The sequence below is a fragment of the Pseudoxanthomonas sp. SE1 genome (assembly GCF_029542205.1).
In the GTDB taxonomy this organism is placed as follows: domain Bacteria; phylum Pseudomonadota; class Gammaproteobacteria; order Xanthomonadales; family Xanthomonadaceae; genus Pseudoxanthomonas_A.
Genome location: NZ_CP113783.1, coordinates 2743333 through 2765653, shown reverse-complemented (window position 1 = coordinate 2765653; position 22321 = coordinate 2743333). Strand labels below are relative to the sequence as shown.

Below are 22321 nucleotides of genomic sequence, written 5' to 3'. Positions count from 1 at the left end.
CAGGGTCCCGTGGAGATCGGATCGCTTACAGGCAGTCGTCGACGGCGTGGCGGGGCAGGGCCCGCTTCACGTCGAAGAGCACGGCACCGGGTTTGCCGAGCGCGCGCACGCCATCGGCGCCACGTTCGGTGAATTCCCGGTGCGCAACCGCCAGGATGATGGCATCGTACCGGCCGGGCTGCGGCTCCGCCACCAGGTCCAGACCATATTCGTGCCGCGCTTCATCCGCGTTGACCCACGGATCGTGTACATCGACCTCGGTGTTGTAGCTGCGCAGCTCCGACACGATGTCCACCACCCGCGTATTGCGCACGTCGGGGCAGTTCTCCTTGAAGGCCAGGCCCAGCACCAGCACCCTGGCGCCGGCAGTGGGCAGGTTGCGCTTGGCCATCAGCTTGGCGACGCGGCGGGCGACATGGCTGCCCATGCCGTCGTTGATGCGCCGCCCGGCCAGGATCACGTCCGGGTGGTAGCCGATCTGTTGCGCCTTGTGGGTCAGGTAGTACGGGTCCACGCCGATGCAGTGGCCACCGACCAGGCCGGGGCGGAACGGCAGGAAGTTCCACTTGGTGCCGGCGGCTTCCAGCACCTCGTGGGTGTCGATGCCGAGGCGGTGGAAGATCAACGCCAGCTCGTTGATCAGCGCGATGTTGACGTCGCGCTGGGTGTTCTCGATGACCTTGGCCGCTTCCGCCACGCGGATGCTGCTGGCCTTGTGCGTGCCGGCGGTGATGATGCTGCCGTACAGCGCATCCACGAAGTCGGCGACCTCGGGACTGGAGCCGGAGGTGACCTTCATGATCGTCTCCAGCCGATGCTGCTTGTCGCCGGGGTTGATGCGCTCGGGGCTGTAGCCGGCGTAGAAATCCCGGTTGAAGACCAGTCCGGATTCACGCTCGATGATCGGCACGCAGACTTCTTCGGTCGCGCCCGGGTAGACGGTGGATTCGTAGATGGCGACCGCGCCCTTGCCGATGGCGCGGCCGACGGCGCGGCTGGCCGATTCCAGCGGATGCAGGTCGGGGCGCTTGTAGTCGTCGATCGGGGTGGGAACGGTGACGATGAACACGTTGCAGCCCGCCAGCGCGGCCGGATCGTCGCTGAAGCCCAGCTGCGGGGTGTCGCGCAGCTCTTCGGCGGTGACCTCCAGCGTATGGTCATGATGGTCGCGCAGTTCGGCCACGCGCTTGCCATTGATGTCGAATCCAAGCGTGGGAAACCTGCGGCCGAAGGCGACGGCCAGCGGCAGGCCGACATACCCCAGTCCAATCACGGCGATCCTGGCCTGGTCCAGGGTAGGCAGTGGTGCGTTCATCGATGTGGAGATCCCCTGTGTGTCGCGTGTGTCGCGCAGTCTATACGGTGGCGCGGCGGGCGTTCGCCCGGTTTCCGGCCTGGTGTCGAGTCGATCAACGTCCAAAGTACGCCCGGGAGGACACGCGGAAGAATTGGCCTGAATGCCGCGTTGCCTGCGTATCAGGAGATGATCGTCCATCCGGAACATGGGCGACACGCGACCGGGGGAGTCGAGATGCGGATCCTGTTGTGCGGTGGCGCCGGCTACATCGGCGCACACACCTACGTGGTGCTGGTGGAGCGCGGCCATGACGTGGTGGTGGCCGACAACTTCAGCAACAGCTCGCCAGGCGTGCTGGCCCGCCTGCAGCAGATCACCGGTCATCCGGTGCCCTTCCAGCCGTTGGACCTGCGCGACCGCGAGGCGGTCGCCTGGTTCTTCGCGCGCCAGCAGTTCGATGCCGTCGTGCATTTCGCCGCGCTGAAATCAGTGGGCGAGTCCTGCGAGCGACCTCTGGACTATTTCCACAACAACATCGGCGGCACGCTCAACCTGCTGCACGGGATGCAGGCCGCAGGCGTCAGGCGGCTGGTGTTCAGTTCCTCCGCCACGGTCTATGGCGACCCCGCCAGCGTACCGGTGCGCGAAGACGCGCGCCTGCAGGTCACCAATCCGTATGGCCGCACCAAGCTGGTGATGGAAGAGCTCATCGGCGATCTGTGCGGCAGCGATGCGGAATTCCATGCCGCCAACCTGCGCTACTTCAACCCGGTGGGTGCCCACGCATCGGGCCTCATCGGCGAAGATCCGACCGGTGTTCCCAACAATCTGATGCCGTACATCTGCCAGGTGGCGGTAGGGCGGCGCGACCGGCTGAGCGTATTCGGCGGCGACTGGCCGACCCTGGACGGCACCGGCGTGCGCGACTACATCCATGTGATGGACCTCGCCCGTGCGCACGCGGATGCGCTGGATTTCCTCGTGCGCGAGCGGCGCAACCTGACGGTCAACCTGGGCACCGGCCAGGGTGTCAGCGTGCTGCAACTGGTGAAGGCATTCGCGGATGCGGCCGCACGGGACATTCCGTACGAAGTCGTTGCCAGGCGGCCTGGCGATGTCGCGGAGGTGTACGCGGATCCGTCGCTGGCCCGTCAGACGCTCGGTTGGCATGCCGAACTCGGGGTGGAGGCCATGTGCCGCGATGCGTGGCGCTGGCAATCGCAGAATCCGCAGGGCTATCCGGCCGCGTGATTGATGCGCCGAACGTGACCGGGTTGGCATAAGCACGCGCGCGACGGCCTGTCGCGGGCTGGCACAGGGGCTGCGATTGGCTGAGAATCGGGTCAACTCATAACGCCTGGACCCGCTTGTCCCCTGACGCTGCGCGCGACATGGCGGAACAGAACCGCTCACGCTATGGCCTGCGCATGTACCGGATGCGCGCGCTGGGGCTTGGGCTGGGCGCGATATGCGTGGGGGCCGTGTTTTACGAACATTCGGCGTCGCCCGCCCTGTGGGCGTTGCTGGTCGCCAATGGCTTCCTGTGGCCGCACCTGGCCTATCTGCGGGTCAAGCTGAGCCGCGATGAACCGATCCAGGCCGAATTCCAGAACCTGACCTTCGATGCGGCGATGGGCGGCTTCTGGATCGCCGCCATGCATTTCGATGCGCTGCCCAGCGTGCTGCTGGCGGTGATGCTGACGATGGACAAGGTGATCATCGGCGGTGGACGCTTCGGCATCCGCACGCTGGGCACCATGCTGCTGACCTGCCTGGCGGCCAGCGCGGCGTGGGGTTTCAGGTTCGATCCCTACACCAGCTACCCCGTGGTCCTGGCCTGCCTGCCGTTCCTGGCCATCTATCCGATGGCGATCGGCGTTGCCACCCACTCGCTGTCGCGCAAGGCGCGGCAACAGAAGGACCTGCTGGAGAAGATGGCGCGTTTCGATGCCGCCACCGGACTGATGAACCGGCAGCAGTGGCTGCATGCCGCCACCACGGAGCTGAAGCGCTTCCAGCGTTCGGGCCGGACGGCGGTGCTGGTGCTGATCGATATCGACCGCTTCAAGGACATCAACGACGGCTACGGCCACACGGTCGGGGATGAAGTGGTGGAAGAGTTCGCGCGATTGTTGAAGGCCTGCCTGCGCGATGTGGACACGGGTGGCCGTTATGGTGGCGATGAGTTCGGCGTCGTCATGCCCGATACGCGCTGGGAAGAAGCGATCGTGGCGGCGGAGCGGCTGCGGCGGCAGGTGGCCGCCTGTGCCTTCTCCGCACGCGGCCTGCGCTGCACCGTCAGCATCGGGCTGTCCGAAGCGCATCCGGGCATCGCGACGGTGTCGGACTGGATCAACAGCGCGGACAGTGCGCTCTACCGCGCCAAGGCGCAGGGACGCGACAGCATCGTCGTGGGTTGCTGATCCGCGATCAGGACAGCAGGGCGTCGATCACGGCGCCAGGCTGCTTCATCCAGGCGAAGTGATCCGCACGCGTGCCCAGCGCCGCATGATGCAGCGTGGTGACGCGGGCCGCGCTTGCGGGCATCTTGGCCGCAAGCGCGCGCAGCGAACTTTCCGGCGCCAGCCAGTCGTCGTCGAACAGCACGCCATGGAGGGGAGCCTGGACCTGGCGCATGCCGGCTTCCAGATCCGTCGGCAAGCCGGCGGCACGATAGCGACCGCTCAGGCCCACGCGCGCCCAGTCGCGGATCAGGCTGCGTGCTTCGTCGCCGCCAAACCCCAGGCGACGACCCGGCAGCGCACCGCATGCGCGCGCCAGCCAAGGCGCGAACTGGTAGAAGAACGGCAGTGCGAAGCCGCGTGGCGTGGGGAACGCGCGCCAGTAAGGCGTGCCGCTGCCGACCAGCCACAGCGCTGCGAACGCGTCGGGGTGCTGGCCGAGATGGCAGGCCGCGAGTTGCCCACCCAGGCTGTGCCCGCCGATCACGTGCGGCACATCGGGCACCTGCCGGCGAAGTTCTGCATGACTCGATGGCAGGTCCATGCCCAGCAGCTCGCGGTAGCCCCAATCGTGGCGGCGGTCGGCGCGCAGCGAGCTGCTGCCGTTGCCGCGCCATTCGTGCACGAACACCGCCATGCCGCGCGCGGCCAGGCCCTCCGCGAACGGCATGTAATGCCGCGCCGCCACACCGAGGGCGGGGACCCACAGCACGGCAGAGGTCGCCTGTGCGGGGATGCGCGCCATCAACGCATATGCATGGCCGTCTGGCGTGGTCAGCGGAATGTCCTGCGCTGAGACCATGGGCATGTCGATGTCGTCCATCAGAAGGGTGCGGCGCCGAAGTGATCCAGCACGAGGATGTCGCTGCGTCCCGGGCGGTAGCCGCCCCGAAGTGCGGCGTGCACGTAGTCGGATGCGGCGAGGCAGGCGTCCTTCATCGTCATGCCCTGCGCCCGACGGGCCGCGATGGCGGACGCCAGCGTGCAGCCGGTGCCATGGGCTTCAAGTGCAAGGCGCGGATGTGCCGTTTCCGCTACGCCTTCCGCATCCGCGTACAGGTCGATGACGTCCCCTTCGCCGGGCAGATGACCGCCCTTGAGGAAGACGGCACGCGCGCCCAGCGCCAGCAGGTCCCGTGCCGCGTCGCGCATCGCCTGGGCATCGGGGATCGCGCGTCCCAGCAGCAGTTCGGCTTCGGGAAGATTGGGTGTCAGCACGTCGGCCAGCGGCAGCACCTGGCGGCGCATCGCGTCCAGCGCGCTGTTTTCCAGCAACCTGGCGCCACTGGTGGCGACCATCACCGGGTCGACGACCACCGTGTCGGGGCGATGCCGGACGAGTGCTTCGACCACGGTGCCGATCACCTCGGCGGTGGCCAGCATGCCCAGCTTGACCGCGCGGATATCGAAGTCCTCGAAGCACGCATCCAGCTGCGCGCGCAGGAAGTCCATCGGCGGCACGTTCACCGCGGTCACGCCGCGCGTGTGCTGCGCGGTCAGCGCGGCGATGGCCGAGAGGCCGTGCACACGATGTGCGGCGAAGGTTTTCAGGTCGGCCTGGATGCCGGCGCCGCCACCGGAATCGGAGCCGGCGATGGTCAGGGCGGAAACCACGGAGGGAAGCGTCATCCGCAGATTGTGCCATCCGTACGCCAGCGTGCGGGTGGCCGGGTCAGGCGGACGGTCGCCGCGCCTGCATCCACTGGCGGTACACCACATAACCCACACCCGTGCCGCCGGTCAGCAGGGCGGGCGCCAGGAGGGCGTCGTAACCGAAGTGGCGATACAACCACGCGCCCAGCACGCCGCCGCCCAGGAAGCCGGAGATGATGAGGCCGCTCAGGGTCAGCCGCCGCACCGGCAACGGCATGCCACGCAGCAGGTGCCCCAGCCCGATGCCCAGGTCGGTGAACATGCCGCTCAGGTGCGTGGTGCGCACGGCCGCGCCGCTGTACGTGGTGACCATCGCGTTCTGCAAGCCGCACGCCACGGCGGCCAGCAGGGCGCCCCAGATCTGTTCCTGTTTGAAGAGCGGGATCGCGGCCACCAGCAGGAGCGCTTCCAGCGTGAGCACCACGCCGTAGCGGCGCCCGAGTTTCAGCGTCTGGTCCTGGATGATCAGGCCGCTCAGCATCGCGCCCAGGCAGAACGCGATCAGCATCCCCCACAGGTGCGTCACTGCGCGCAGGTCGCCCTGCGCGAGGGCCGCGCCCAGCAGGCTGGTGGTGCCGGTCAGGTGGCTGACCGCCTGATGCTCGAAACCGAGGTAGCCGATGACGTTGACCATGCCGGCCACGCAGGCCAGCAGGACGGCACCGATCCAGACCCAGCGGGGAAGGTGCAGGCCCATCAGTCGTACGTGAGCAAGGTCGGCGCGCCGGTTGCCGCGCGGCAGGTGTTCATCGCATCGCCTCCATGAAGGTATCCATGAACTTCGCGCGCGGGCGCTTCGCGCAAGTGCTGGCCACCTTGTCCGGCGCGGACGGCAGGCGTTTGATGGCATCGGGCGCCATCGTGCCCTTGGTCGCCACCCAGATGCCGGAGACCAGATCGAACACGCGCATGTCGTGGGCGGTCGCGTGGGGCTTCAGGGTGCGGTACTGGGCGAAGTCGTGGTTGAACTCCTCGCATGTCTTTGCCGGAAGCGTCTGCATGCTGTCCAGCGAGAATCCGATGGGCACGCGTACGGGTACGGGCAGCGCATCCGCATCGCGCGGCTTGCTGGCGAGTCCCGCGACGACGGTCAGCGCCGCGCCATCCAGCACGGCCGACCCCGATGACGTTTCCACCTGGGCGTCGACCCACTTCCCGGTCGCCAGGACCTCGGCCCGGATCATCACCTCGCCGGAGAGACGCTGCACCCTGGCTTCCGCCGGAAAGGCATCGCTGTGGGGAAACAGCGCGATCTCCCTCAAGGTCTGCACCGACTGCGCACCGGAGTGCGCAGCAGCCGGGGCCTGCGCCAGGACATCCTGTCCCGAGCAGGCCGCCGCCACCAGCAGGCACGCCGCTCTCCAGCGGGTGCCAAGGCTCACAACACTTCCGACGCGTAATCCGCCAGGCGCGACCGCTCGCCACGCCGCAGCGTGATGTGCGCGCTGTGCGCCCAGTTCTTGAAGCGGTCCACCGCATAGGTCAGGCCGGAGGTCGTTTCCGTCAGGTAGGGCGTGTCGATCTGTTCCACGTTGCCCAGGCAGACGATCTTGGTGCCCGGGCCGGCACGGGTGATGAGCGTCTTCATCTGCTTGGGCGTGAGGTTCTGTGCTTCGTCCAGGATCAGGTAGCGGCTCAGGAACGTGCGCCCGCGCATGAAGTTCATCGAGCGGATCTTGATGCGCGAAGCGAGCAGGTCGTTGGTCGCCGCGCGCCCCCACGCACCGCCTTCCTGGTTGTGCGTCAGCACCTCCAGGTTGTCGGTCAGCGCGCCCATCCACGGGGTCATCTTTTCCTCTTCCGTGCCGGGCAGGAAGCCGATGTCCTCGCCCACGCTGACCGTGGCGCGCGTCATGATGATCTCGCGGTAGCGCTGCTGGTCCATCGTCTGCGCCAGGCCAGCCGCAAGCGCGAGCAGCGTCTTGCCGGTGCCGGCCGTGCCGAGCAGGGTGACGAAGTCGACTTCCGGGTCCATCAGCGCGTTGAGCGCGAAGTTCTGCTCGCGGTTGCGCGCATTGATGCCCCACACCGCATGTTGGCTGTGGCGGAAGTCATCGACGATCTGCAGCGTCGCCTTGTCGCCTTCCACCCGGCTGACGCGGAACTCCGATTCGTCATCGCCTGGCAGGTACAGGTACTGGTTGGGATACCAGCCCGCGCCCTCGGTCATGGTGACTTCGTAGTACGTGCGGCCCTTGTCGGTCCACGACCGCAGGTCCTTGCCATGGCGTTGCCAGAAATCCTCCGCCAGCGGATCCGCGCCGGTGTACAGCAGGCTGAAATCGTCCAGCGCGCGGTCATTCTCGTAATCCTCCGAAACGATCCCGGCGATCGCCGCCTTGATGCGCAGGTTGATGTCCTTGGAGACGAACACTACCGGGATCTCCGGCTCGCTTTCCTTCAGCGCGAGGATGGCGCCGAGGATGGCGTTGTCCGGGATGACCGCGCCGAAGCTCTTGCCCGCGTCGAAATGGCTTGTCTGGAAGCGCAGCAGGCCCGCACTCTGCGAGCCACGCAGCTGCAGGCTGTTGGGCTGGATCAGCGGAATGCCGGCCGCCAGGTTGTCCAGCCCGGAGGCTTCGACCAGTTCGTTGAGGAAGCGGCTGACCTGCCGCGCATTGCGGCTCGCTTCCGACGTGCCTTTCTTGCCGTTGTCCAGTTCCTCGATCACCTGCATCGGCAGGAAGACATCGTGTTCCTCGAACTTGAACAACGCGGTGGGGTCGTGCATCAGCACGTTGGTGTCCAACACATAGATACGCTTGCTACGGGTCATTCGGGCAACCTCATCGAGGAAGATGTGTGAACACGGGCGACTTTTCCGCGGACAGCAGCGAACCACCATGACCCGCCGCGGCGCGGGATGGTGGATGGGGTGGAGGGGAATTCGGTCACTGGGCCTGGTGGGCCTTCAGGGCGTCCAGCACGGCGTCGGCATGGCCGGGAACCTTCACGCCGCGCCATTCCTGTGCGATGCGGCTGTCGGGCGAGATCAGGAAGGTGCTGCGCACCACGCCCAGCACCTTGCGGCCGTACATGTTCTTTTCGTGGATCACGTCGAAGGCCTTGCACAGCGCTTCGTCGGCATCGCTCACCAGCGGGAACTTGAACCCTTGCTTCGCGCAGAAGTTGTCGTGCGATTTCACCGAATCGCGCGAGACGCCCAGCACCGTGGCGCCTAGCTTCTTGAACTTCGGCAGCAACGCATTGAAGTCCAGGCCTTCGGTGGTGCATCCCGGCGTGCTGTCCTTCGGATAGAAGTACAGCACCAGCCAGTGGCCGGCATGGTCGGCGAGGGTGGCGGTCTCGCCGCCGGACAAGGCCAGCGGCAGTTTCAGTGTCGATTTGGGCAGGGCGTTCGCGCTTTTCGCCGTCATCGTCAGAACTTCATCGGATCCATGATCGCGTCCAGGTTCAGATGGTCGCAGAATTCAAGGAAGTCGTCGCGCAGCGCGGCGATGTGCATGTTGGCCGGCACGCCGATGGTCACCTGCGCCGAGAACATCTCCGCGCCCGTCTGCATGGCGCGGTAGCGCGTGCTCTGCAGGTTCTCGATGGTGATGCCCTGGCGGTCGAAGAAGTCGGCCAGCTGGAACAGGATGCCCGGCTTGTCCGCGGCCACCACTTCCACGATGTAGGGCAGCAGGTTGGACTGCACCACCTTGGGACCGGTGCGGTAGAACACCAGCTTCAGTCCCTCGTCGCGCTCGAGCCGCGTGAGCATGGTTTCCAGCTTCGCCACCGCGTCCCACGACCCCGTCGCCAGCGCCGTGACGGAGACGTCGCGCCCCACCGTGGACAGCCGGGCATCCACCAGATTGCAGCCGCTGTCGGCGATGCGGCGCGTCACCGACAGAAGCGGCGACTCCGGATGCGTCGTATAGGCGGTGATCAGGAGGTGGTTTTCGGTCGGCGAAGGCCGGGGCGTGGAATCGGTCAAGAGAGCTTCCGGCGTTGCGGTCAGGCTGAATGGCGGCCGGGCAGCGTCCCGGCGACGCAGGCAGCATACTTGCCCGCCCTTTGAGCCCGCAAGTAACATGCGGCCGACATTGCAGGCGAACCGGGACAACTGCGCTTGTGGGCGCCACCGGACGCCGGCCACCCCACCGAGAGCCATCCCTTGCATCTTTCCGGCAGCATCACCGCACTGGCCACGCCGTTCCTGGCGTCGGGCGAACTCGACCTGGAAGCCTGGCGCTCGCTGCTCAAACAGCAACTGGATGGCGGCACGCAGGGCGTGGTGGTGGCGGGATCGACCGGCGAGGCGGCCGCGCTCACCGACGATGAGTACGACACCCTGCTGCGCATTGCGGTGGAAGAGGTGCGCGGGCGCATTCCCGTCCTGGCCGGCACCGGCCAGATGAATACCGCCAAGACCATTGCCGCCACGCGCCGGGCAGCCGCAGCGGGCGCACAGCTCGCGCTGGTCGTCACGCCGCCCTATGTGCGCCCCACGCAGGCCGGGCTGGTGGCGCATTACCGCGCGGTGGCCGACCAGGGCGGATTGCCCGTAGTGCTCTACAACGTGCCTGGCCGCACCGGATGCGATCTGTTGCCGGAAACGGTGGCCGAGCTTGTCGACCATCCGAATATCGTGGGCATCAAGGAGGCGCGCGCCGAACCCGAACGCATGACGGCCCTGCTGGCGCTGCGCAAGGAGGGCTTTGCGGTCCTGAGCGGCGACGACCCGACGGCATCCCGCGCCATGCTGGCCGGTGCCGATGGCCTCATCTCGGTGGGCTCGAACGCCCTGCCGCGCACCTTCCGCCGGCTGTGCGACCTTGCACGCGCAGGCGAGGCGGCTGCAGTCGCGGCGTTGGATGCGCAACTGCAGGAGATCTATGCCTTCCTCGGCGTGGAATCCAACCCCATCCCGGTGAAGGCGCTGCTGCAGCGCGCAGGCTTCGGCCATGGCCTGCGCCTGCCGCTGCTTTCGCTGTCCTCCACCCATACCGATACTGCCGATCGTCTCGCCACCGTGGCGCAGGCGCTGGAAGCACAATCCAACCGCGACATCCTCGCGGCCTGAACCCAGGAGATCCTCATGCGTCTTTCGTCTTCCCTCGTGCGTCCGCTTGCCCTGGTGCTGCTGGTCGTTTCCGTCGCCGGCTGCTCATGGTTCAAGAAGGGCGCGAAGGGCGACTATGCGCTGGCGCCTGAAGCGCGTCCGCTGGAAGTGCCGCCGGACCTCAACCTGCCCAACACCAGCGGCGCCATGCAGATTCCGGCGGCCGGCGCGGCCACGGCAGCCACCGCCGCACCCGCAGCAGCGGGCGGCTTTACCGTCGCCGGCACCCGTGACGAAGTCTTCACCCGCGTGGGCGAAGCGCTCGCCGGCGTGGACGGCGCCACCATCGCCAGCCGGGCCCAGTTGCTGGGCACGTACGACGTCAGCTACGAGGGCGCCAGCTTCCTCGTTCGTGTGTCGGGCGTCGAAGCAGGCGCCTACGTGACGGCGGTCGATCCGCGCGGCCTGCCGGCCACGTCGCCGGCCGCAACCAAGCTGCTGGCCGCGCTGAAGGCCAAGCTGGGCGGTTGAGCAATCCGCTGCGGCGGGTGAAAGATGTGCTGTCGTCGTCCCAGCGGGACCCATCTTGATCCTGCCCGTGCACTCCGACTGCCACGGCAACGGCAACATGGATCCCGGCGTTCGCCGTGATGACGAAAAAGGCGCCTCGCGGCGCCTTTTTTTTACTTGTGGTGGACCCGCCAACTTGCCGATGACAGTCGAGCCGCCCGTCGCGCTGAAGGCCAAGCTGGCCGATGGGCAGCCCACTGCGGCGGAGATAGTGATGTTTGCCGTCGTCCCAGCGAACGCTGGGACCCATCTTGATCCTGCCTGTGCATTCCGACTGCCACGGCAAAGGCAACATGGATCCCGGCGTTCCGAAAAGGCGCCTCGTAGCGCCTTTCCCATGTACTTGCGGCGGGCCCGCCAACTTGCCGACGACAGTCGGGTTGCTCGCCGCGCTGATGAAGGCCAAGCTGGCCGATGAGCAGTCCGTTGCGGCGGAGATAGCGGTGTTTGCCGTCGTCCCAGCGTACGCTGGGACCCATCTTGATCCTGCCTGTGCACTCCGACTGCCGCGGCAAAGGCAGCATGGATCCCGGCGTTCGCCGGGATGACAGAAAAGGCGCCTTGCGGCGCCTTTTCCATGTGTGCGTGGTGCCGCAGCGTGCGCCCGTCAACGCTCCAGCAGCGGCAGCTTGTCCGGCTTGCCTTCCCATTCCTTCGCATCCGGCAGCGGATCCTTGCGCGTGGTGATCACCGGCCATGCCCGGGAAAGTTCCGCGTTGAGCGCGACATAGCCTTCCTGGCCCGCCGGCACGTCATCCTCCGGGTAGATGGCATTGATCGGACACTCGGGTTCGCACAGCGTGCAGTCGATGCATTCGTCCGGATCGATCACCAGGAAGTTGGGGCCTTCGTGGAAGCAGTCCACGGGGCAGACTTCCACGCAGTCGGTGTACTTGCACTTGATGCAGTTTTCGGTGACGACGAAGGGCATGAGGTTCGATGTGCAGCGGCGGAAACCGCACAAGTTTAAATCACCGCGTCATCGAGGATGGAAATGTTTCTTGGCGGCCCCCTGTGCTTGCGCGCGAATCCTGGCCGGGAAACGCGACGGAGCGTCCATCCATCTCTTGCTGCGTGGCGGCGCTTCAGGTCGCGGCGTTCCAGCGGGGGGGAAGCAAAGCGGGTTATCCGCCTTATAGTTCCATCAGTAGAACGACCTATTGGTTTTGGTTGGCTTTATCCCATCCGTGTCGAGGATCATGCTGCAGGCCTCACCACAGACCGGAGCACCGCCATGATCATCCTGCGCCCCGCCACCTCCCGCGGCCATGCCAACCATGGCTGGCTGGATTCGTGGCACAGCTTTTCCTTCGCCGAGTACTACGACGACAAGCACGTGCACTGGGGCCCATTGCGCGTGATCAACGAGGACCGCGTGGCGGCCGGCCGCGGTTTCGGCCAGCACGGCCACCGCGACATGGAGATCATCAGCTACGTGCTGGAAGGCGCCCTGGGCCACAAGGACTCCATGGGTACCAGCTCCAGCATCGTGCCGGGCGACGTGCAGCGCATGAGTGCCGGGACGGGCGTGCAGCATTCGGAGTTCAACTACAGCGAAACCGGCACCACGCATTTCCTGCAGATCTGGATCATCCCCGACAAGCAGGGCGTGGCGCCGTCGTACGAAGAGAAACGCTTCGCCGCCGAAGAGAAGCAGGGCCGCCTGCGGCTGGTGGTCAGCCCGGACGGGGCCGATGGCTCGATCAGCATCCACCAGGATGCGCGTCTGTATGCCGGTCTGTTCGACGGTGACGAGGCCGCGGTGCTGCGCCTGGCCGAAGGACGCCTGGGTTACGTGCACGTGGCGCGTGGCGAAGTGACCGTGAATGGCCACACCCTGTCGGCGGGTGATGCGCTGCTTTACGAAGGCGAGCCGCTGGTCAGCGTGGGCCAGGGCATCGGCGCGGAAGTGCTGGTGTTCGACCTGCCGCCGTTGAAGTAGGCGGGTAGCGCTGCGGCGCTTGTATCGACCAGAAAGGGTGCGCGGACACGCATCCTTTTCTGTTTCCGCAAAGGCGGCGATCAGGCGAGCATGCGCTCCGCGACCAGGAAGCCTGCCGTCATGGCGACCACCAGCAGCGCGCCCTGCAGCCGGGGCGGTGCGGGCAATGGCACGTCCAGCAGACGGCAGCCCATGCCGATGGCCAGCGCGAGCACGAGGCCAAGCAACGCCATCATCCGGGGTGTCCTCCCTGTTTCGTCTAGCCGGTCGGTCCGCCACAGTGGGCGACGTGGCGTGCTTCGCGGCGCGCCATGAAACGGTCTGCGACCACATACCCCAGCGTCATCGCCACCACCAGCAGCGCGCCCATCAGCACCGGCGGCGCCGGCACCGGGATGCCCATCCAGCGACAGCCGAAACCGATGGCGAAGCCCAGCAGCACGCCCGCGAAGAATTTCAGGTTCACGCCATGCCTCCGGGTGCCTGCGATGGTGCCGGCACGCGATGGCCCGGTGCACCGCCGATGAAATGCCGCACGGTGGGTGCGTGGGTCGGGTCTTCCAGCAGCGCCTTGATCGTGTCCTGCAGGGCGCGCTCGTCTTCGGTGACGCGTTCGTGCTGGCGGAGGTGCTCGTGCCAGGAGCAGTCGACGAAGTATTCCAGGTAGGTGCCGGGCTGGGTGCTGTCTTCGGCCACGCCCCATTGCACGGCGCCGTTGCGTCGGCGTGCGTGCCCCAGGGGCTGCATGCGGGCCAGGAATTCCTCGCGCCGCGCGACCGCCACGCGGTACTCGACCGTCACCAGCACCGGGCCGCGGTCACCACCGACATCACCCGCGACCACCGGTTGTGGCCAGTGGCCGGACGGGGTGACGTTGACGCGCGCGGCCTCGCCCAGCTTGAACCGCCAGCTGGCGAGTGCAGCGATCACCGTGCCGATCCCCGCCACGATCAGCGCCGTCGGCGTTCCGCAGGCCTGTGCGATCGCGCCCCAACCCAGGCTGCCGACCGCCATGCCGGCGGAAAACACCACGATGTACAACGACAGCGCCCGTGCCCGTACCCACACCGGCACCGAGGTCTGCGCGGCGATCTGCAGCGATGACAGTACCGTGATCCATGCGAAGCCATTGAACAGCGACACGACGTACAGCACGGGGATGCTCCGCAGCAGGGCGAGCGCCACCATGCAGCCCGCGTAGACGCCGGTGGCGGCCAGCACCATCGCGTCGGGATCGAAGCGCGTGCGCAGCGTCGGCAGCAGCATGGCGCCGCCGATCGCGCCGATGCCGATACAGCCCAGCAGCAGGCCATAGGTGCCTGCACTGGCACCCAGCTCCTGCTTCACCACGATGGGCAGCAGTGCGGTCAACGCGCTGGTGAAAACGAAGAAGCAGGCGGCCTTCACCAGCACCGACTGCAGCACCGATGCCTGCCTGGCGTAACGCAGCCCCGCGCGGAGCGCCATGCCGAACGTTTCCGGCGGCAGCGCCGAGGATGCCGGCGTGCGCCGCCAGCGCCACAGCACCACGACCACGCCGAGGAAACTCAACGCGTTCACCGCGAACGCCCATGCGATGCCGGCCTGCGCCACGATCAGGCCACCGAGCGCAGGACCGATGGAGCGCGCGATGTTCATGCTCAGCGAGCCCAGCGCGACCGCCGGGCCCAGCATCGGCCGGGGCACCAGCTCGGGCGTGGTCGCCTGCTGCGCGGGCATCGCCATCGCTGCACCGATGCCGAGCGCGAACGTCAGCGCGACCAGTGTCCATGGCCGCAGCATGTCCAGGTGCGCCAGCACCGCCAGCGTGCTGGCGACCAGCAGCATCCACAGCTGCGCGATGATCAGGTAGCGCCGCCGGTCGACGATGTCGGCCAGCGTGCCGGCCACGATGGCCAGCAACACGACGGGCAGGGTGGTGGCGGACTGCACCGCGGCCACCATCAACGGCGAACCCGTGGTTTCCGCCATGACCCAGGCGGCCGCGACATCGTGGATCCACGTGCCGATGTTGCCGACCAGGATGGCCAGCCACAGTGCACGGAACGTCGGTTGTTTCAGTGGTGACCAGGGTCCGGCGGGTGCGGGCGTCGCCATCGGTCAGAACGCGAAGCAGGAGCAGCCCATCGCGCCCCAGAAATTCCGCAGGTCATGCGTGGGCGTGGCGTGGTGCGCGGCATGGCCGTGCTCATGCACCTGGCAGTGCTTGCCATGTGCATGCGATATCGCCGCGGTCGCCTGCGCCAGGGTGCCGCCCTGATAGCCACCGAAACGGTTGACCGGCGACCAGTCCGGCATCGGCGGCGGCAACGTGGGGGCGAGCGGTGCATAAGGGCCGTCGCCGTGCACGATGCGGCCGCCCACCACGGTCAACACGCTGGTGATGTCGGGGATGTCGGCCTCGGGCACGCTGAAGAAATCCGCGGACAGCAGCGACACGTCGGCGAACTGGCCCGGCGCCAGCCGTCCCTTGTGGTCCTGTTCGCTGGAGAACCACGCGCTGCCCCGGGTCCACAGCGTCAGTGCTTCCTCGCGTTCCAGCCGGTTGTTATCGCCGTACATGCGCAGGCCGCCGAGCGTGCGCCCGCTGACCAGCCAGTACAGCGCCACCCAGGGGTTGTAGCTGGCGACGCGGGTGGCGTCGGTGCCGGCGCCGACCGGCACGCCCGCCTGCAGCATGCGGCGTACCGGTGGTGTGTGCTTCAGCGCGTCGCTGCCATAGCGTTCGGCGAAGAACTCACCCTGGAAGGCCATGCGGTGCTGGATGGCGATGCCGCCGCCCAGTGCGCGCACGCGGTCGATGTTGCGCGGCGAGATGGTCTCGGCGTGGTCGATGATCCAGTGCAGGCCATCGAACGGCACGTCGCGGTTCACGCGCTCGTAGACGTCCAGCACGCGACTGATGCTTTCGTCATACGTGGCGTGGATGCGGAACGGCCAGCGCTTTTCGGCCAGCAGGCGCACCACGCCATCCAGCTCGCCTTCCATGCCGGCTGGCAGTTCCGGGCGCGGTTCGCGGAAATCCTCGAAATCGGCCGCCGAGAACACCAGCATCTCGCCGGCGCCGTTGTGGCGCAGCATGTCGTCGCCCTGGCGCGGCGAGAGCAGCCCTGACCAGCGCTGGAAGTCGGCCAGTTCCTGGCCCTTTTTCTGGGTGAACAGGTTGTAGGCGATGCGCACGGTCAGTTCGTCGTCCGCGTGCAGTTTCTGGATGATCTCGTAGTCTTCCGGGTAGTTCTGGAAGCCGCCGCCGGCATCGATCACCGACGTGATGCCGAGCCGGTTCAATTCGCGCATGAAGTGGCGCGTGGAATTCAGCTGGTACTCGGCCGGCAGCTTCGGTCCCATGGCCAGCGTCGCATACAGGATCAATGCATTGGGTTTGGCCAGCAGCAGCCCGGTGGGATTGCCTGCCTTGTCGCGCTGGATCTGCCCGCCCGGGGGATCGGGCGTATCGCGGGTGTAGCCCACCGCACGCAGCGCGGCGCGGTTGAGCAACGCGCGGTCGTACAGGTGCAGCAGGAATACCGGCGTATCCGGCGCCAGCGTGTTGATCTCCTCCAGCGTGGGCAGGCGCTTTTCGGCGAACTGGTGCTCGCTGAAGCCGCCCACCACCCGCACCCATTGCGGCGCCGGTGTGCGATCCACTTGGGTCTTCAGCATCGCCATGGCGTCGGCCAGCGAGCGCACGCCGTCCCAGCGCAGCTCCAGGGTGTAGTTCAGGCCGCCGCGGATCAGGTGCGTGTGGCTGTCGTTGAGGCCGGGGATCAGCCGGCGTCCGCCGGCGTCGACGACGCGCGTGGCCGTACCTGCCGTGGCCATCACCGTGGCTTCGTCGCCGACGGCCAGCACGCGACCCTCCGCGATCGCCAGCGCCGACGCCGAGGGACGTGCGTCATCAAGGGTGGTGATGCGCGCGTTGCGGATGATCAGGTCTGCCATCGGACGGTCTCCGGAATAGGCGCGGCCGGCACTCGCCATGACCGCAGCCGCGGCCACGCCTTTCAACAGGCTTCGGCGCTGGTCATCGATCGAAGGCATCGCGGAGGTCCAGGTCGCGTTGCCGGATTCAATGACCGCCTTCGGTCGCCCCGAACATGCTCTTGGCATACTGGATGCCCAGCCCGTAGCCGCCGCCGTGGATCTTCGCGATGCCGGTGGTCAGGTCGTAGGTCGCGCCACGCGCCCAGTCGCGTTGGAGTTCCAGCAGGTACTGCACGCTGGTCATCGGTCGAACGCCGGCCTGGATCATGCGCTGCATGGCGCGCTCGTGCGCCTCGGCGGTGACGTCGCCGCAGGCATCGGCTATCACGTAGACCTCGAACCCCTGGTCCAGCGCCGACAGCGCCGGCCCGACGATGCACACACTGGTCCACAGGCCACCGAGCACGATGCGCCCTTTTCCGGAGGCGTTTACCGCCGCGATGACCGCCGTATCCTCCCAGCAGTTCATGGTGGTGCGGTCGAGCGCCTTCGCATTCGGGAAGGCCTCGGGGATTTCGGGGAACAGCGGACCGGAGAAGGATTTCTCGGCCACGGTGGTCAACAGCGTCGACACGCCGAAGCCGGCCGCGCCCTTGGCGACCAGCGCAACATTGTTGCGCAGCATCGCCACATCGATGGAATGCGTGGCGAACGCCATCTGGGACTGGTGGTCGATCAGCACCAGCGTGTGGTCGTTCGGCGTGAGCAGGGTCTTGCCGGCGGCGGGGGTGGCGGTGGGCATGGCGGGCTCCGGGTCGGAAGGTGGAATCGCAACACTGTCGCGTGCCGGCACGCGCGCCGGATTGCATCGGCGTGCGCGCTACCCGCGAACCTCAACCGTGCAGCTTGATCGCGGTCTCGGCGACGCGCTGGCCCTGGTAGCGTGCGGCGTCCAGTTCGTTCTGCGTGGGCTGGCGCGAGCCGTCGCCGCCGGCAATGGTCGTGGTGCCATAGGGAGAGCCACCGGTCACTTCGTCCAGTTTCATCTGCCCCACGAACCCGTAGTCCAGTCCCACGATGACCATGCCGAAGTGCAGCAGGTTGGTGATGATGGAGAACAGCGTGGTTTCCTGGCCGCCGTGCTGGGTGGCGGTGGAAGTGAAGGCGGCGCCGACCTTGCCGTGCAGCGCGCCCTTGGCCCACAGGCCACCCGCCTGGTCCAGGAAATTCGCCATCTGCGACGACATGCGGCCGAAGCGCGTGCCGGTGCCGACGATGATGGCATCGTAGTCGGCGAGTTCCGCGATGGTGGCCACGGGTGCGGGCTGGTCGAGTTTGTAGTGCGATGTCCGGGCGACCTCCTCGGGCACCAGTTCGGGCACGCGCTTGATGTCCGCGCTGGCGCCGCCTGCGCGCACGCCTTCAGCTACGGCATGGGCCATGGTCTCGATATGCCCGTAGGCGGAGTAGTAGAGGATCAGGACCTTGGCCATCGTGCGACTCCCGTGGAGGACGGAGGAATGCGGCGACCACGCCGCGATGCAGGGCAGGGTTACCCGTGCCGGGTTACAGGCGCGTGTAAGTGGCGGAATTCGCGCGGCGAGTAGCCGGTCATCCGACGGAAGGTGCGGGTGAAATGGCTCTGGTCGAAGAAGCCCAGCGACGCCGCGGTGGCGGAGATCTTCTGCGGTCCGCACGCCAGTTGCGCCTTGGCCAGGGCGATGCGCTTGGCCAGCACGTATTCCATCGGGCTCTGGCCGGTACTGATACGGAACAGGCGGGCGAAATGGAAGCGGCTGACGCAGGCCGCGGCCGCAATGTCCGTCAGCGTCAGGCTGTCGCCGATATGCCGTTCGATGTGGTCGAGCGCGCGTGCGAGTGCGCGGGCGCCGAGGCCTCGCGGCGGCGCATCGTCCGTGCCTGCACCAGCGGCGGCGGAGTGCGCGGGCGGCGCAGCTGTCGATTCGTGAAGGAACAGGGACGGGGAGCTATCCACGGCAGTGTCCTCGGGTGTTGGCGGTGGGATGCGCCCGCGATCGATGGCGGATGATGCAGGGCGGGTCCCGCCATGGTCCTTGCGCGGCAAGCAACGCATAACCCCTGATCGGGCGACGTGCGGACCCCCCGAATGGGGGGCGGGTTGCCTGTCCCGAGTCCGCGCCCGTATCGTGCCCGGACATGCTGCGTCGCCCCTCACGTCGCACCCGCCCAGGCCGATATCCGAATGCCCATCCGCATCCTCACCGTCGACGATCACCCCTTGCTGCGCGAAGGCATCGCGGCGGTGATCGAAGGGCAGTCCGACATGCAACTGGTGGGGGAGGCCGCCAACGGGCTCGAAGCCCTGCAGGTCTTCCGCGACTGTCGCCCGGACGTGACGTTGATGGATCTGCAGATGCCGGAAATGGACGGCGTGGACGCGATCGGCGCGATCCATCGCGAATTCCCGGAGGCGCGCATCGTGGTGTTGACCACGTACCAGGGCGACGCGCAGGCACTGCGCGCATTCAAGGCAGGAGCATCGGGGTACCTGCTGAAGAGCATGTTGCGCCGGGAACTGGTGGACACGATCCGCAGCGTGCATGCGGGGCGTCGGCGCATCCCGCCGGAGATCGCCACCGGCATCGCCGAACATGCGTCCGATGATGCGCTGACCCTGCGCGAGATCGAGGTGCTCCGGCAGGTCGCGGATGGTAACGGCAACAAGCGGATCGCCCACCACCTCGGCATCGCGGAGGAAACGGTGAAGGCGCACATGAAGAACATCCTCGCCAAGCTGGGTGCCAACGACCGTACGCATGCGGTCACGATCGCGGTCCGTCGCGGGATCTTCCATCTGTGAAGGATTTAAGGAGTTCTTAAAGAGCGTACGGGAGCATGGGTGGGCCGGATGTCCGGTCCCCCGCCTGCGAGGTCTCCATGAGTGCATTGCGTGCCTGTACGCCGTTGTTGTTGCTGTTGCCACTCTCCGCTGCCGCACAGGTGGTCGAACGCACGGACAAGCAGGCGCACGACCAGTTGCCGTCGCGCTGGAGCGCCGGTCTGGCGGTCGTCCACCGCGACAGCGAGTACGCCGGCGAAGGCACCCGCACGCGCCTGCTGCCCAACATCGCCTACGATGGCGACCGCTTCTACCTGCGTGGCGCCGCGTTCGGCTATCGCGCCTACAACGACGATCGCTTCGAGGTGCGTGCCTTCGTCGCAGGTCGCCTGGACGGTATCGATGCCGATGACTTCGGCAGGGCCGAACTGGCGCAGCGTGGCGTGGACCGGAATCTGCTGGAAGATCGCGACGACAGCGTCGACGTCGGCGCGGGTGCGAGCTGGAAGGGCGCCGCCGGCAAACTCGACCTGGATGCACGCGTCGATGTCACCGGCACCAGCGATGGCTATTCCATCGCATTGGACTACAGCTATCCGCTCACGCTGGGGCGCACGACCCTGGTGCCTTCCATCGGCGCGATGCGCCTGTCGGCGGACATGGCCGACTACTACTACGGCACGCTGGACGAAGAGATCGCACGCGGCGTGATCGCCTACCGTCCGGGTGCCGCGACGGTGCCGCGTGCCAGCCTCACCCTGATCCATCCCTTCGCCAAGCGCTGGGCGTTGCTGGGCAACCTGGAGTACCGCGCGTTGCCCGACGCGCTGCAGGACAGTCCGCTGGTCGAGGCGGGCAAGGACCGCAGCACGTCCCTGTTCATTGGCATATCGCGCGGATTCTGACGCGCGGCCCTGCTTTCCATCACCGGAGTGACCCGATGCTCTCCAGACCCCCTCATGCCGGGACGGAACCGCTGCCTGGTCCGACCTCCACGGCACACCTGCCTTCACCGGATGAACTGGGTGGGATGCATGTGCCCGTGGATCGGGACATCGTGATACGGCGTGTCTCGCGCCCCCAGGCTGCGGCGCTGATGCGGCTGTGCGATCGCCAGATGGCCGAACTGCCGCATGCGCCCGGCAGGCGCGTCGGCGGCGTGCTCGAACTCATGGAGGCCTTGTTCGAACCGCCCCTGCGCGCATGGGCCTGGATGGCGGAGCGGGGCGGTGAACCCATCGGCCATGCATTCGCCACGGTGGGCTTCTCGATGATCGAGCGCGCGTATTACTTCAACCTGGAATCGCTGTTCGTTCCAGCGAACGAGCGACCGTCCGGGGTCGCGGTCGCCCTGCTCGCCGAGGCCCGTCGCATGGCCGAAACGCTCGGCTGCGTGGATCTGCGCTGGCAGGTTCCGCTGGCGCAGGGCAGCGGGGAGATCGCGCTGCCCGGACACGCCGGCGCGGCGGCGATGGTCCAGTACGTTTTCCCCACCTTGCAGGACCTGCCGCATGACTGACGTACCCGGAAGACATCTGCAGCGCCTTGAGCCCCGCAAAGGGCGCTGGCACTTGCGGCGCCTGGTCGCGGCCGCCTGCGTTTCCGCCACCGCCTTCGGGTATGCCGGCCTGTCCGGCTGCAGCACGGTGTCGTATCCGCAATCGCCCCAGTTCGGCGAGGATGGATTCCAGAACACGCGCAAGCCACGCCCGCTGGGCTGGCGCCAGACCGGCAAGCTCTGGTGGGATTTCCTCATCGGCGGCAAACCGGCGGGCACGGTGCCCGCCGGCACGATCCCCGTGCAGGCAGTAACGACCGCGCAGTTGGACCACGCCGCAGACGGCACGCTGTACCGGCTGGGGCATTCCACGGTGCTGATGAAGCTGGACGGACGGTTCTGGCTGACCGATCCGGTGTTCTCCGAACGTGCGTCACCGGTCCAGTGGGCCGGACCGAAGCGTTTCCATTCGCCACCCTTGACCATCGAGCAACTGCCGCATCTTTCCGCCGTGGTGCTCTCGCACGATCATTACGATCATCTCGACCGGGACGCGGTGCGCGCGCTGGCAGCGAAGACGGACGTGTTCCTCACCCCGCTTGGCGTGGGTGATCGCCTGGTCCGCTGGGGCGTGCCGCGCGACAAGGTGCGGCAGCTGGACTGGTGGGGCGACGCAGCGCTGCATGGCGTGCGTTTCACCGCGACGCCGTCGCAACACTTTTCCGGCCGCACGCCGTTCGATCGCAATGCCACGCTGTGGGCGTCATGGGTGATCCAGTCGGACGATCTGCGGATCTTCTTCAGCGGGGACACGGGCTACTTCGACGGCTTCCGCACGATTGGCGAGCGCATGGGGCCTTTCGACATCACCTTGCTGGAATGCGGTGCCTACGACCGCCGTTGGCAGGACGTCCACATGCTGCCCGAGCAGACCCTGCAGGCGCACCTCGACCTCGGCGGCAAGTGGTTGCTGCCGATCCACAACAGCACCTTCGACCTGGCTTTCCATGGATGGAGCGAGCCGATGGAAACGCTGTACGTCCTTTCGCGGCAAGCGGGCGTGGACATCACCACGCCCGTGATCGGCCAGCCATTGGTGGTCAGGCAACCGGAAGGCACGCATCCATGGTGGCGCAGCGAGTGAGG

At 67.1% G+C, this 22321-nt stretch carries 25 protein-coding genes; 9 read left to right on the top strand and 16 right to left on the bottom strand.

Features of this window, described 5'->3' with window-relative positions; translation table 11 throughout:
- Nucleotides 1–25: 25 nt before the first annotated feature.
- Nucleotides 26–1315, bottom strand: coding sequence for a nucleotide sugar dehydrogenase (locus tag OY559_RS13075; RefSeq protein WP_277726669.1), 1290 nt, complete (start codon nt 1313–1315; stop codon nt 26–28).
- A gap of 216 nt (nt 1316–1531) precedes the next feature.
- Here OY559_RS13075 and galE point away from each other — a divergent pair, with 216 nt between their 5' ends.
- Together galE and OY559_RS13065 are read left to right on the top strand one after the other, a co-directional pair.
- Complete coding sequence (gene galE, locus OY559_RS13070; RefSeq protein ID WP_277726668.1) at nt 1532–2548, top strand: UDP-glucose 4-epimerase GalE; 1017 nt, start codon at nt 1532–1534, stop codon at nt 2546–2548.
- 116 nt (nt 2549–2664) lie between these two features.
- The gene (locus tag OY559_RS13065; RefSeq protein ID WP_277726667.1) at nt 2665–3720 is read left to right on the top strand and encodes a diguanylate cyclase; all 1056 of its coding nucleotides are present in this window, start codon (nt 2665–2667) and stop codon (nt 3718–3720) included.
- 7 nt (nt 3721–3727) lie between these two features.
- Here the strand turns inward: OY559_RS13065 and OY559_RS13060 are convergent, their stop codons facing one another.
- From OY559_RS13060 to OY559_RS13030, 7 genes are all read right to left on the bottom strand, one after another.
- Nucleotides 3728–4582, bottom strand: coding sequence for an alpha/beta hydrolase family protein (locus tag OY559_RS13060; protein WP_277726666.1), 855 nt, complete (start codon nt 4580–4582; stop codon nt 3728–3730).
- Nucleotides 4582–5388 (bottom strand): bifunctional hydroxymethylpyrimidine kinase/phosphomethylpyrimidine kinase, encoded by an 807-nt coding sequence (gene thiD / locus OY559_RS13055; RefSeq protein WP_277726664.1) that lies wholly within the window; start codon nt 5386–5388, stop codon nt 4582–4584. Before thiD ends, OY559_RS13060 begins: the two co-directional genes overlap by 1 nt.
- Before the next feature lie 43 nt (nt 5389–5431).
- Entirely contained in the window at nt 5432–6109 is a 678-nt protein-coding gene (locus tag OY559_RS13050; protein ID WP_277726663.1) for a YoaK family protein, read from the bottom strand.
- A 49-nt stretch (nt 6110–6158) separates the two neighbouring features.
- Nucleotides 6159–6794, bottom strand: a complete 636-nt coding sequence (locus OY559_RS13045; protein ID WP_277726662.1) for an energy transducer TonB — start codon at nt 6792–6794, stop codon at nt 6159–6161.
- Entirely contained in the window at nt 6791–8188 is a 1398-nt protein-coding gene (locus tag OY559_RS13040) for a PhoH family protein (RefSeq protein ID WP_277726661.1), read from the bottom strand. The genes OY559_RS13045 and OY559_RS13040 overlap by 4 nt, the downstream gene beginning before the upstream one ends.
- 115 nt (nt 8189–8303) lie before the next feature.
- Nucleotides 8304–8789 carry a peroxiredoxin gene (locus tag OY559_RS13035; RefSeq protein ID WP_277726660.1) on the bottom strand — a complete coding sequence of 162 codons (486 nt, stop codon included), beginning with the start codon at nt 8787–8789 and terminating at the stop codon, nt 8304–8306.
- Between the two features lie 2 nt (nt 8790–8791).
- Entirely contained in the window at nt 8792–9352 is a 561-nt protein-coding gene (locus OY559_RS13030) for a glycine cleavage system transcriptional repressor (protein ID WP_142124317.1), read from the bottom strand.
- A 180-nt stretch (nt 9353–9532) separates the two neighbouring features.
- Between OY559_RS13030 and dapA the strand changes: the two genes are divergently transcribed.
- Both dapA and OY559_RS13020 read left to right on the top strand, forming a co-directional pair.
- Complete coding sequence (gene dapA / locus OY559_RS13025; RefSeq protein WP_277730004.1) at nt 9533–10441, top strand: 4-hydroxy-tetrahydrodipicolinate synthase; 909 nt, start codon at nt 9533–9535, stop codon at nt 10439–10441.
- Between the two features lie 15 nt (nt 10442–10456).
- Nucleotides 10457–10951, top strand: coding sequence for a hypothetical protein (locus tag OY559_RS13020; protein ID WP_277726659.1), 495 nt, complete (start codon nt 10457–10459; stop codon nt 10949–10951).
- 646 nt (nt 10952–11597) lie between these two features.
- On the opposite strand, the gene fdxA is transcribed toward OY559_RS13020, so the two are convergent.
- Nucleotides 11598–11921 (bottom strand): ferredoxin FdxA, encoded by a 324-nt coding sequence (gene fdxA, locus OY559_RS13015; protein ID WP_056881145.1) that lies wholly within the window; start codon nt 11919–11921, stop codon nt 11598–11600.
- A 303-nt stretch (nt 11922–12224) separates the two neighbouring features.
- Here fdxA and OY559_RS13010 point away from each other — a divergent pair, with 303 nt between their 5' ends.
- Entirely contained in the window at nt 12225–12932 is a 708-nt protein-coding gene (locus OY559_RS13010) for a pirin family protein (RefSeq protein WP_277726658.1), read from the top strand.
- Nucleotides 12933–13012: 80 nt separating this feature from the next.
- Here the strand turns inward: OY559_RS13010 and OY559_RS13005 are convergent, their stop codons facing one another.
- The 7 genes from OY559_RS13005 to OY559_RS12975 all read right to left on the bottom strand — a co-directional run bounded on the left by OY559_RS13005 (nt 13013) and on the right by OY559_RS12975 (nt 18852).
- A complete protein-coding gene (locus OY559_RS13005; RefSeq protein ID WP_277726657.1) occupies nt 13013–13168 on the bottom strand; it encodes a DUF1427 family protein in 156 nt (51 codons plus the stop codon).
- A 23-nt stretch (nt 13169–13191) separates the two neighbouring features.
- Nucleotides 13192–13398, bottom strand: coding sequence for a DUF1427 family protein (locus tag OY559_RS13000; protein ID WP_277726656.1), 207 nt, complete (start codon nt 13396–13398; stop codon nt 13192–13194).
- Nucleotides 13395–15029: an MFS transporter gene (locus tag OY559_RS12995; RefSeq protein WP_277726655.1), complete on the bottom strand. Its 1635-nt coding sequence runs from the start codon at nt 15027–15029 to the stop codon at nt 13395–13397. Before OY559_RS12995 ends, OY559_RS13000 begins: the two co-directional genes overlap by 4 nt.
- A 3-nt stretch (nt 15030–15032) precedes the next feature.
- Nucleotides 15033–16874, bottom strand: a complete 1842-nt coding sequence (locus tag OY559_RS12990) for an amidohydrolase (RefSeq protein WP_277726654.1) — start codon at nt 16872–16874, stop codon at nt 15033–15035.
- A gap of 127 nt (nt 16875–17001) precedes the next feature.
- The gene (locus tag OY559_RS12985; RefSeq protein ID WP_277726653.1) at nt 17002–17658 is read right to left on the bottom strand and encodes a hydrolase; all 657 of its coding nucleotides are present in this window, start codon (nt 17656–17658) and stop codon (nt 17002–17004) included.
- A 91-nt stretch (nt 17659–17749) separates the two neighbouring features.
- A complete protein-coding gene (gene wrbA, locus OY559_RS12980) occupies nt 17750–18349 on the bottom strand; it encodes an NAD(P)H:quinone oxidoreductase (RefSeq protein ID WP_277726652.1) in 600 nt (199 codons plus the stop codon).
- A 59-nt stretch (nt 18350–18408) separates the two neighbouring features.
- Nucleotides 18409–18852 carry a helix-turn-helix transcriptional regulator gene (locus OY559_RS12975; protein WP_277726651.1) on the bottom strand — a complete coding sequence of 148 codons (444 nt, stop codon included), beginning with the start codon at nt 18850–18852 and terminating at the stop codon, nt 18409–18411.
- 228 nt (nt 18853–19080) lie between these two features.
- Here OY559_RS12975 and OY559_RS12970 point away from each other — a divergent pair, with 228 nt between their 5' ends.
- The 4 genes from OY559_RS12970 (at nt 19081) to OY559_RS12955 (ending at nt 22319) form a co-directional block, all read left to right on the top strand.
- On the top strand, nt 19081–19698 hold the full coding sequence (locus OY559_RS12970; RefSeq protein WP_277726650.1) for a response regulator: 618 nt from the start codon (nt 19081–19083) through the stop codon (nt 19696–19698).
- Nucleotides 19699–19775: 77 nt separating this feature from the next.
- The gene (locus OY559_RS12965) at nt 19776–20582 is read left to right on the top strand and encodes a MipA/OmpV family protein (RefSeq protein WP_277726649.1); all 807 of its coding nucleotides are present in this window, start codon (nt 19776–19778) and stop codon (nt 20580–20582) included.
- A 137-nt stretch (nt 20583–20719) separates the two neighbouring features.
- Nucleotides 20720–21196, top strand: a complete 477-nt coding sequence (locus OY559_RS12960) for a GNAT family N-acetyltransferase (RefSeq protein ID WP_277726648.1) — start codon at nt 20720–20722, stop codon at nt 21194–21196.
- Entirely contained in the window at nt 21189–22319 is a 1131-nt protein-coding gene (locus tag OY559_RS12955) for an MBL fold metallo-hydrolase (protein ID WP_277726647.1), read from the top strand. The genes OY559_RS12960 and OY559_RS12955 overlap by 8 nt, the downstream gene beginning before the upstream one ends.
- The last annotated feature ends 2 nt before the right edge of the window (nt 22320–22321 follow it).

Bases quoted from the DNA above. Each gene is read 5' to 3' on its own strand.
- OY559_RS13075 (WP_277726669.1), bottom strand. From the start codon at position 1,315: ATGAACGCACCACTGCCTACCCTGGACCAGGCCAGGATCGCCGTGATT.
- galE (WP_277726668.1), top strand. From the start codon at position 1,532: ATGCGGATCCTGTTGTGCGGTGGCGCCGGCTACATCGGCGCACACACC.
- OY559_RS13060 (WP_277726666.1), bottom strand. From the start codon at position 4,582: ATGGACGACATCGACATGCCCATGGTCTCAGCGCAGGACATTCCGCTG.
- thiD (WP_277726664.1), bottom strand. From the start codon at position 5,388: ATGACGCTTCCCTCCGTGGTTTCCGCCCTGACCATCGCCGGCTCCGAT.
- OY559_RS13050 (WP_277726663.1), bottom strand. From the start codon at position 6,109: ATGGGCCTGCACCTTCCCCGCTGGGTCTGGATCGGTGCCGTCCTGCTG.
- OY559_RS13040 (WP_277726661.1), bottom strand. From the start codon at position 8,188: ATGACCCGTAGCAAGCGTATCTATGTGTTGGACACCAACGTGCTGATG.
- OY559_RS13035 (WP_277726660.1), bottom strand. From the start codon at position 8,789: ATGACGGCGAAAAGCGCGAACGCCCTGCCCAAATCGACACTGAAACTG.
- OY559_RS13020 (WP_277726659.1), top strand. From the start codon at position 10,457: ATGCGTCTTTCGTCTTCCCTCGTGCGTCCGCTTGCCCTGGTGCTGCTG.
- fdxA (WP_056881145.1), bottom strand. From the start codon at position 11,921: ATGCCCTTCGTCGTCACCGAAAACTGCATCAAGTGCAAGTACACCGAC.
- OY559_RS13010 (WP_277726658.1), top strand. From the start codon at position 12,225: ATGATCATCCTGCGCCCCGCCACCTCCCGCGGCCATGCCAACCATGGC.
- OY559_RS13005 (WP_277726657.1), bottom strand. From the start codon at position 13,168: ATGATGGCGTTGCTTGGCCTCGTGCTCGCGCTGGCCATCGGCATGGGC.
- OY559_RS12995 (WP_277726655.1), bottom strand. From the start codon at position 15,029: ATGGCGACGCCCGCACCCGCCGGACCCTGGTCACCACTGAAACAACCG.
- OY559_RS12990 (WP_277726654.1), bottom strand. From the start codon at position 16,874: ATGGCAGACCTGATCATCCGCAACGCGCGCATCACCACCCTTGATGAC.
- OY559_RS12985 (WP_277726653.1), bottom strand. From the start codon at position 17,658: ATGCCCACCGCCACCCCCGCCGCCGGCAAGACCCTGCTCACGCCGAAC.
- wrbA (WP_277726652.1), bottom strand. From the start codon at position 18,349: ATGGCCAAGGTCCTGATCCTCTACTACTCCGCCTACGGGCATATCGAG.
- OY559_RS12970 (WP_277726650.1), top strand. From the start codon at position 19,081: ATGCCCATCCGCATCCTCACCGTCGACGATCACCCCTTGCTGCGCGAA.
- OY559_RS12965 (WP_277726649.1), top strand. From the start codon at position 19,776: ATGAGTGCATTGCGTGCCTGTACGCCGTTGTTGTTGCTGTTGCCACTC.
- OY559_RS12955 (WP_277726647.1), top strand. From the start codon at position 21,189: ATGACTGACGTACCCGGAAGACATCTGCAGCGCCTTGAGCCCCGCAAA.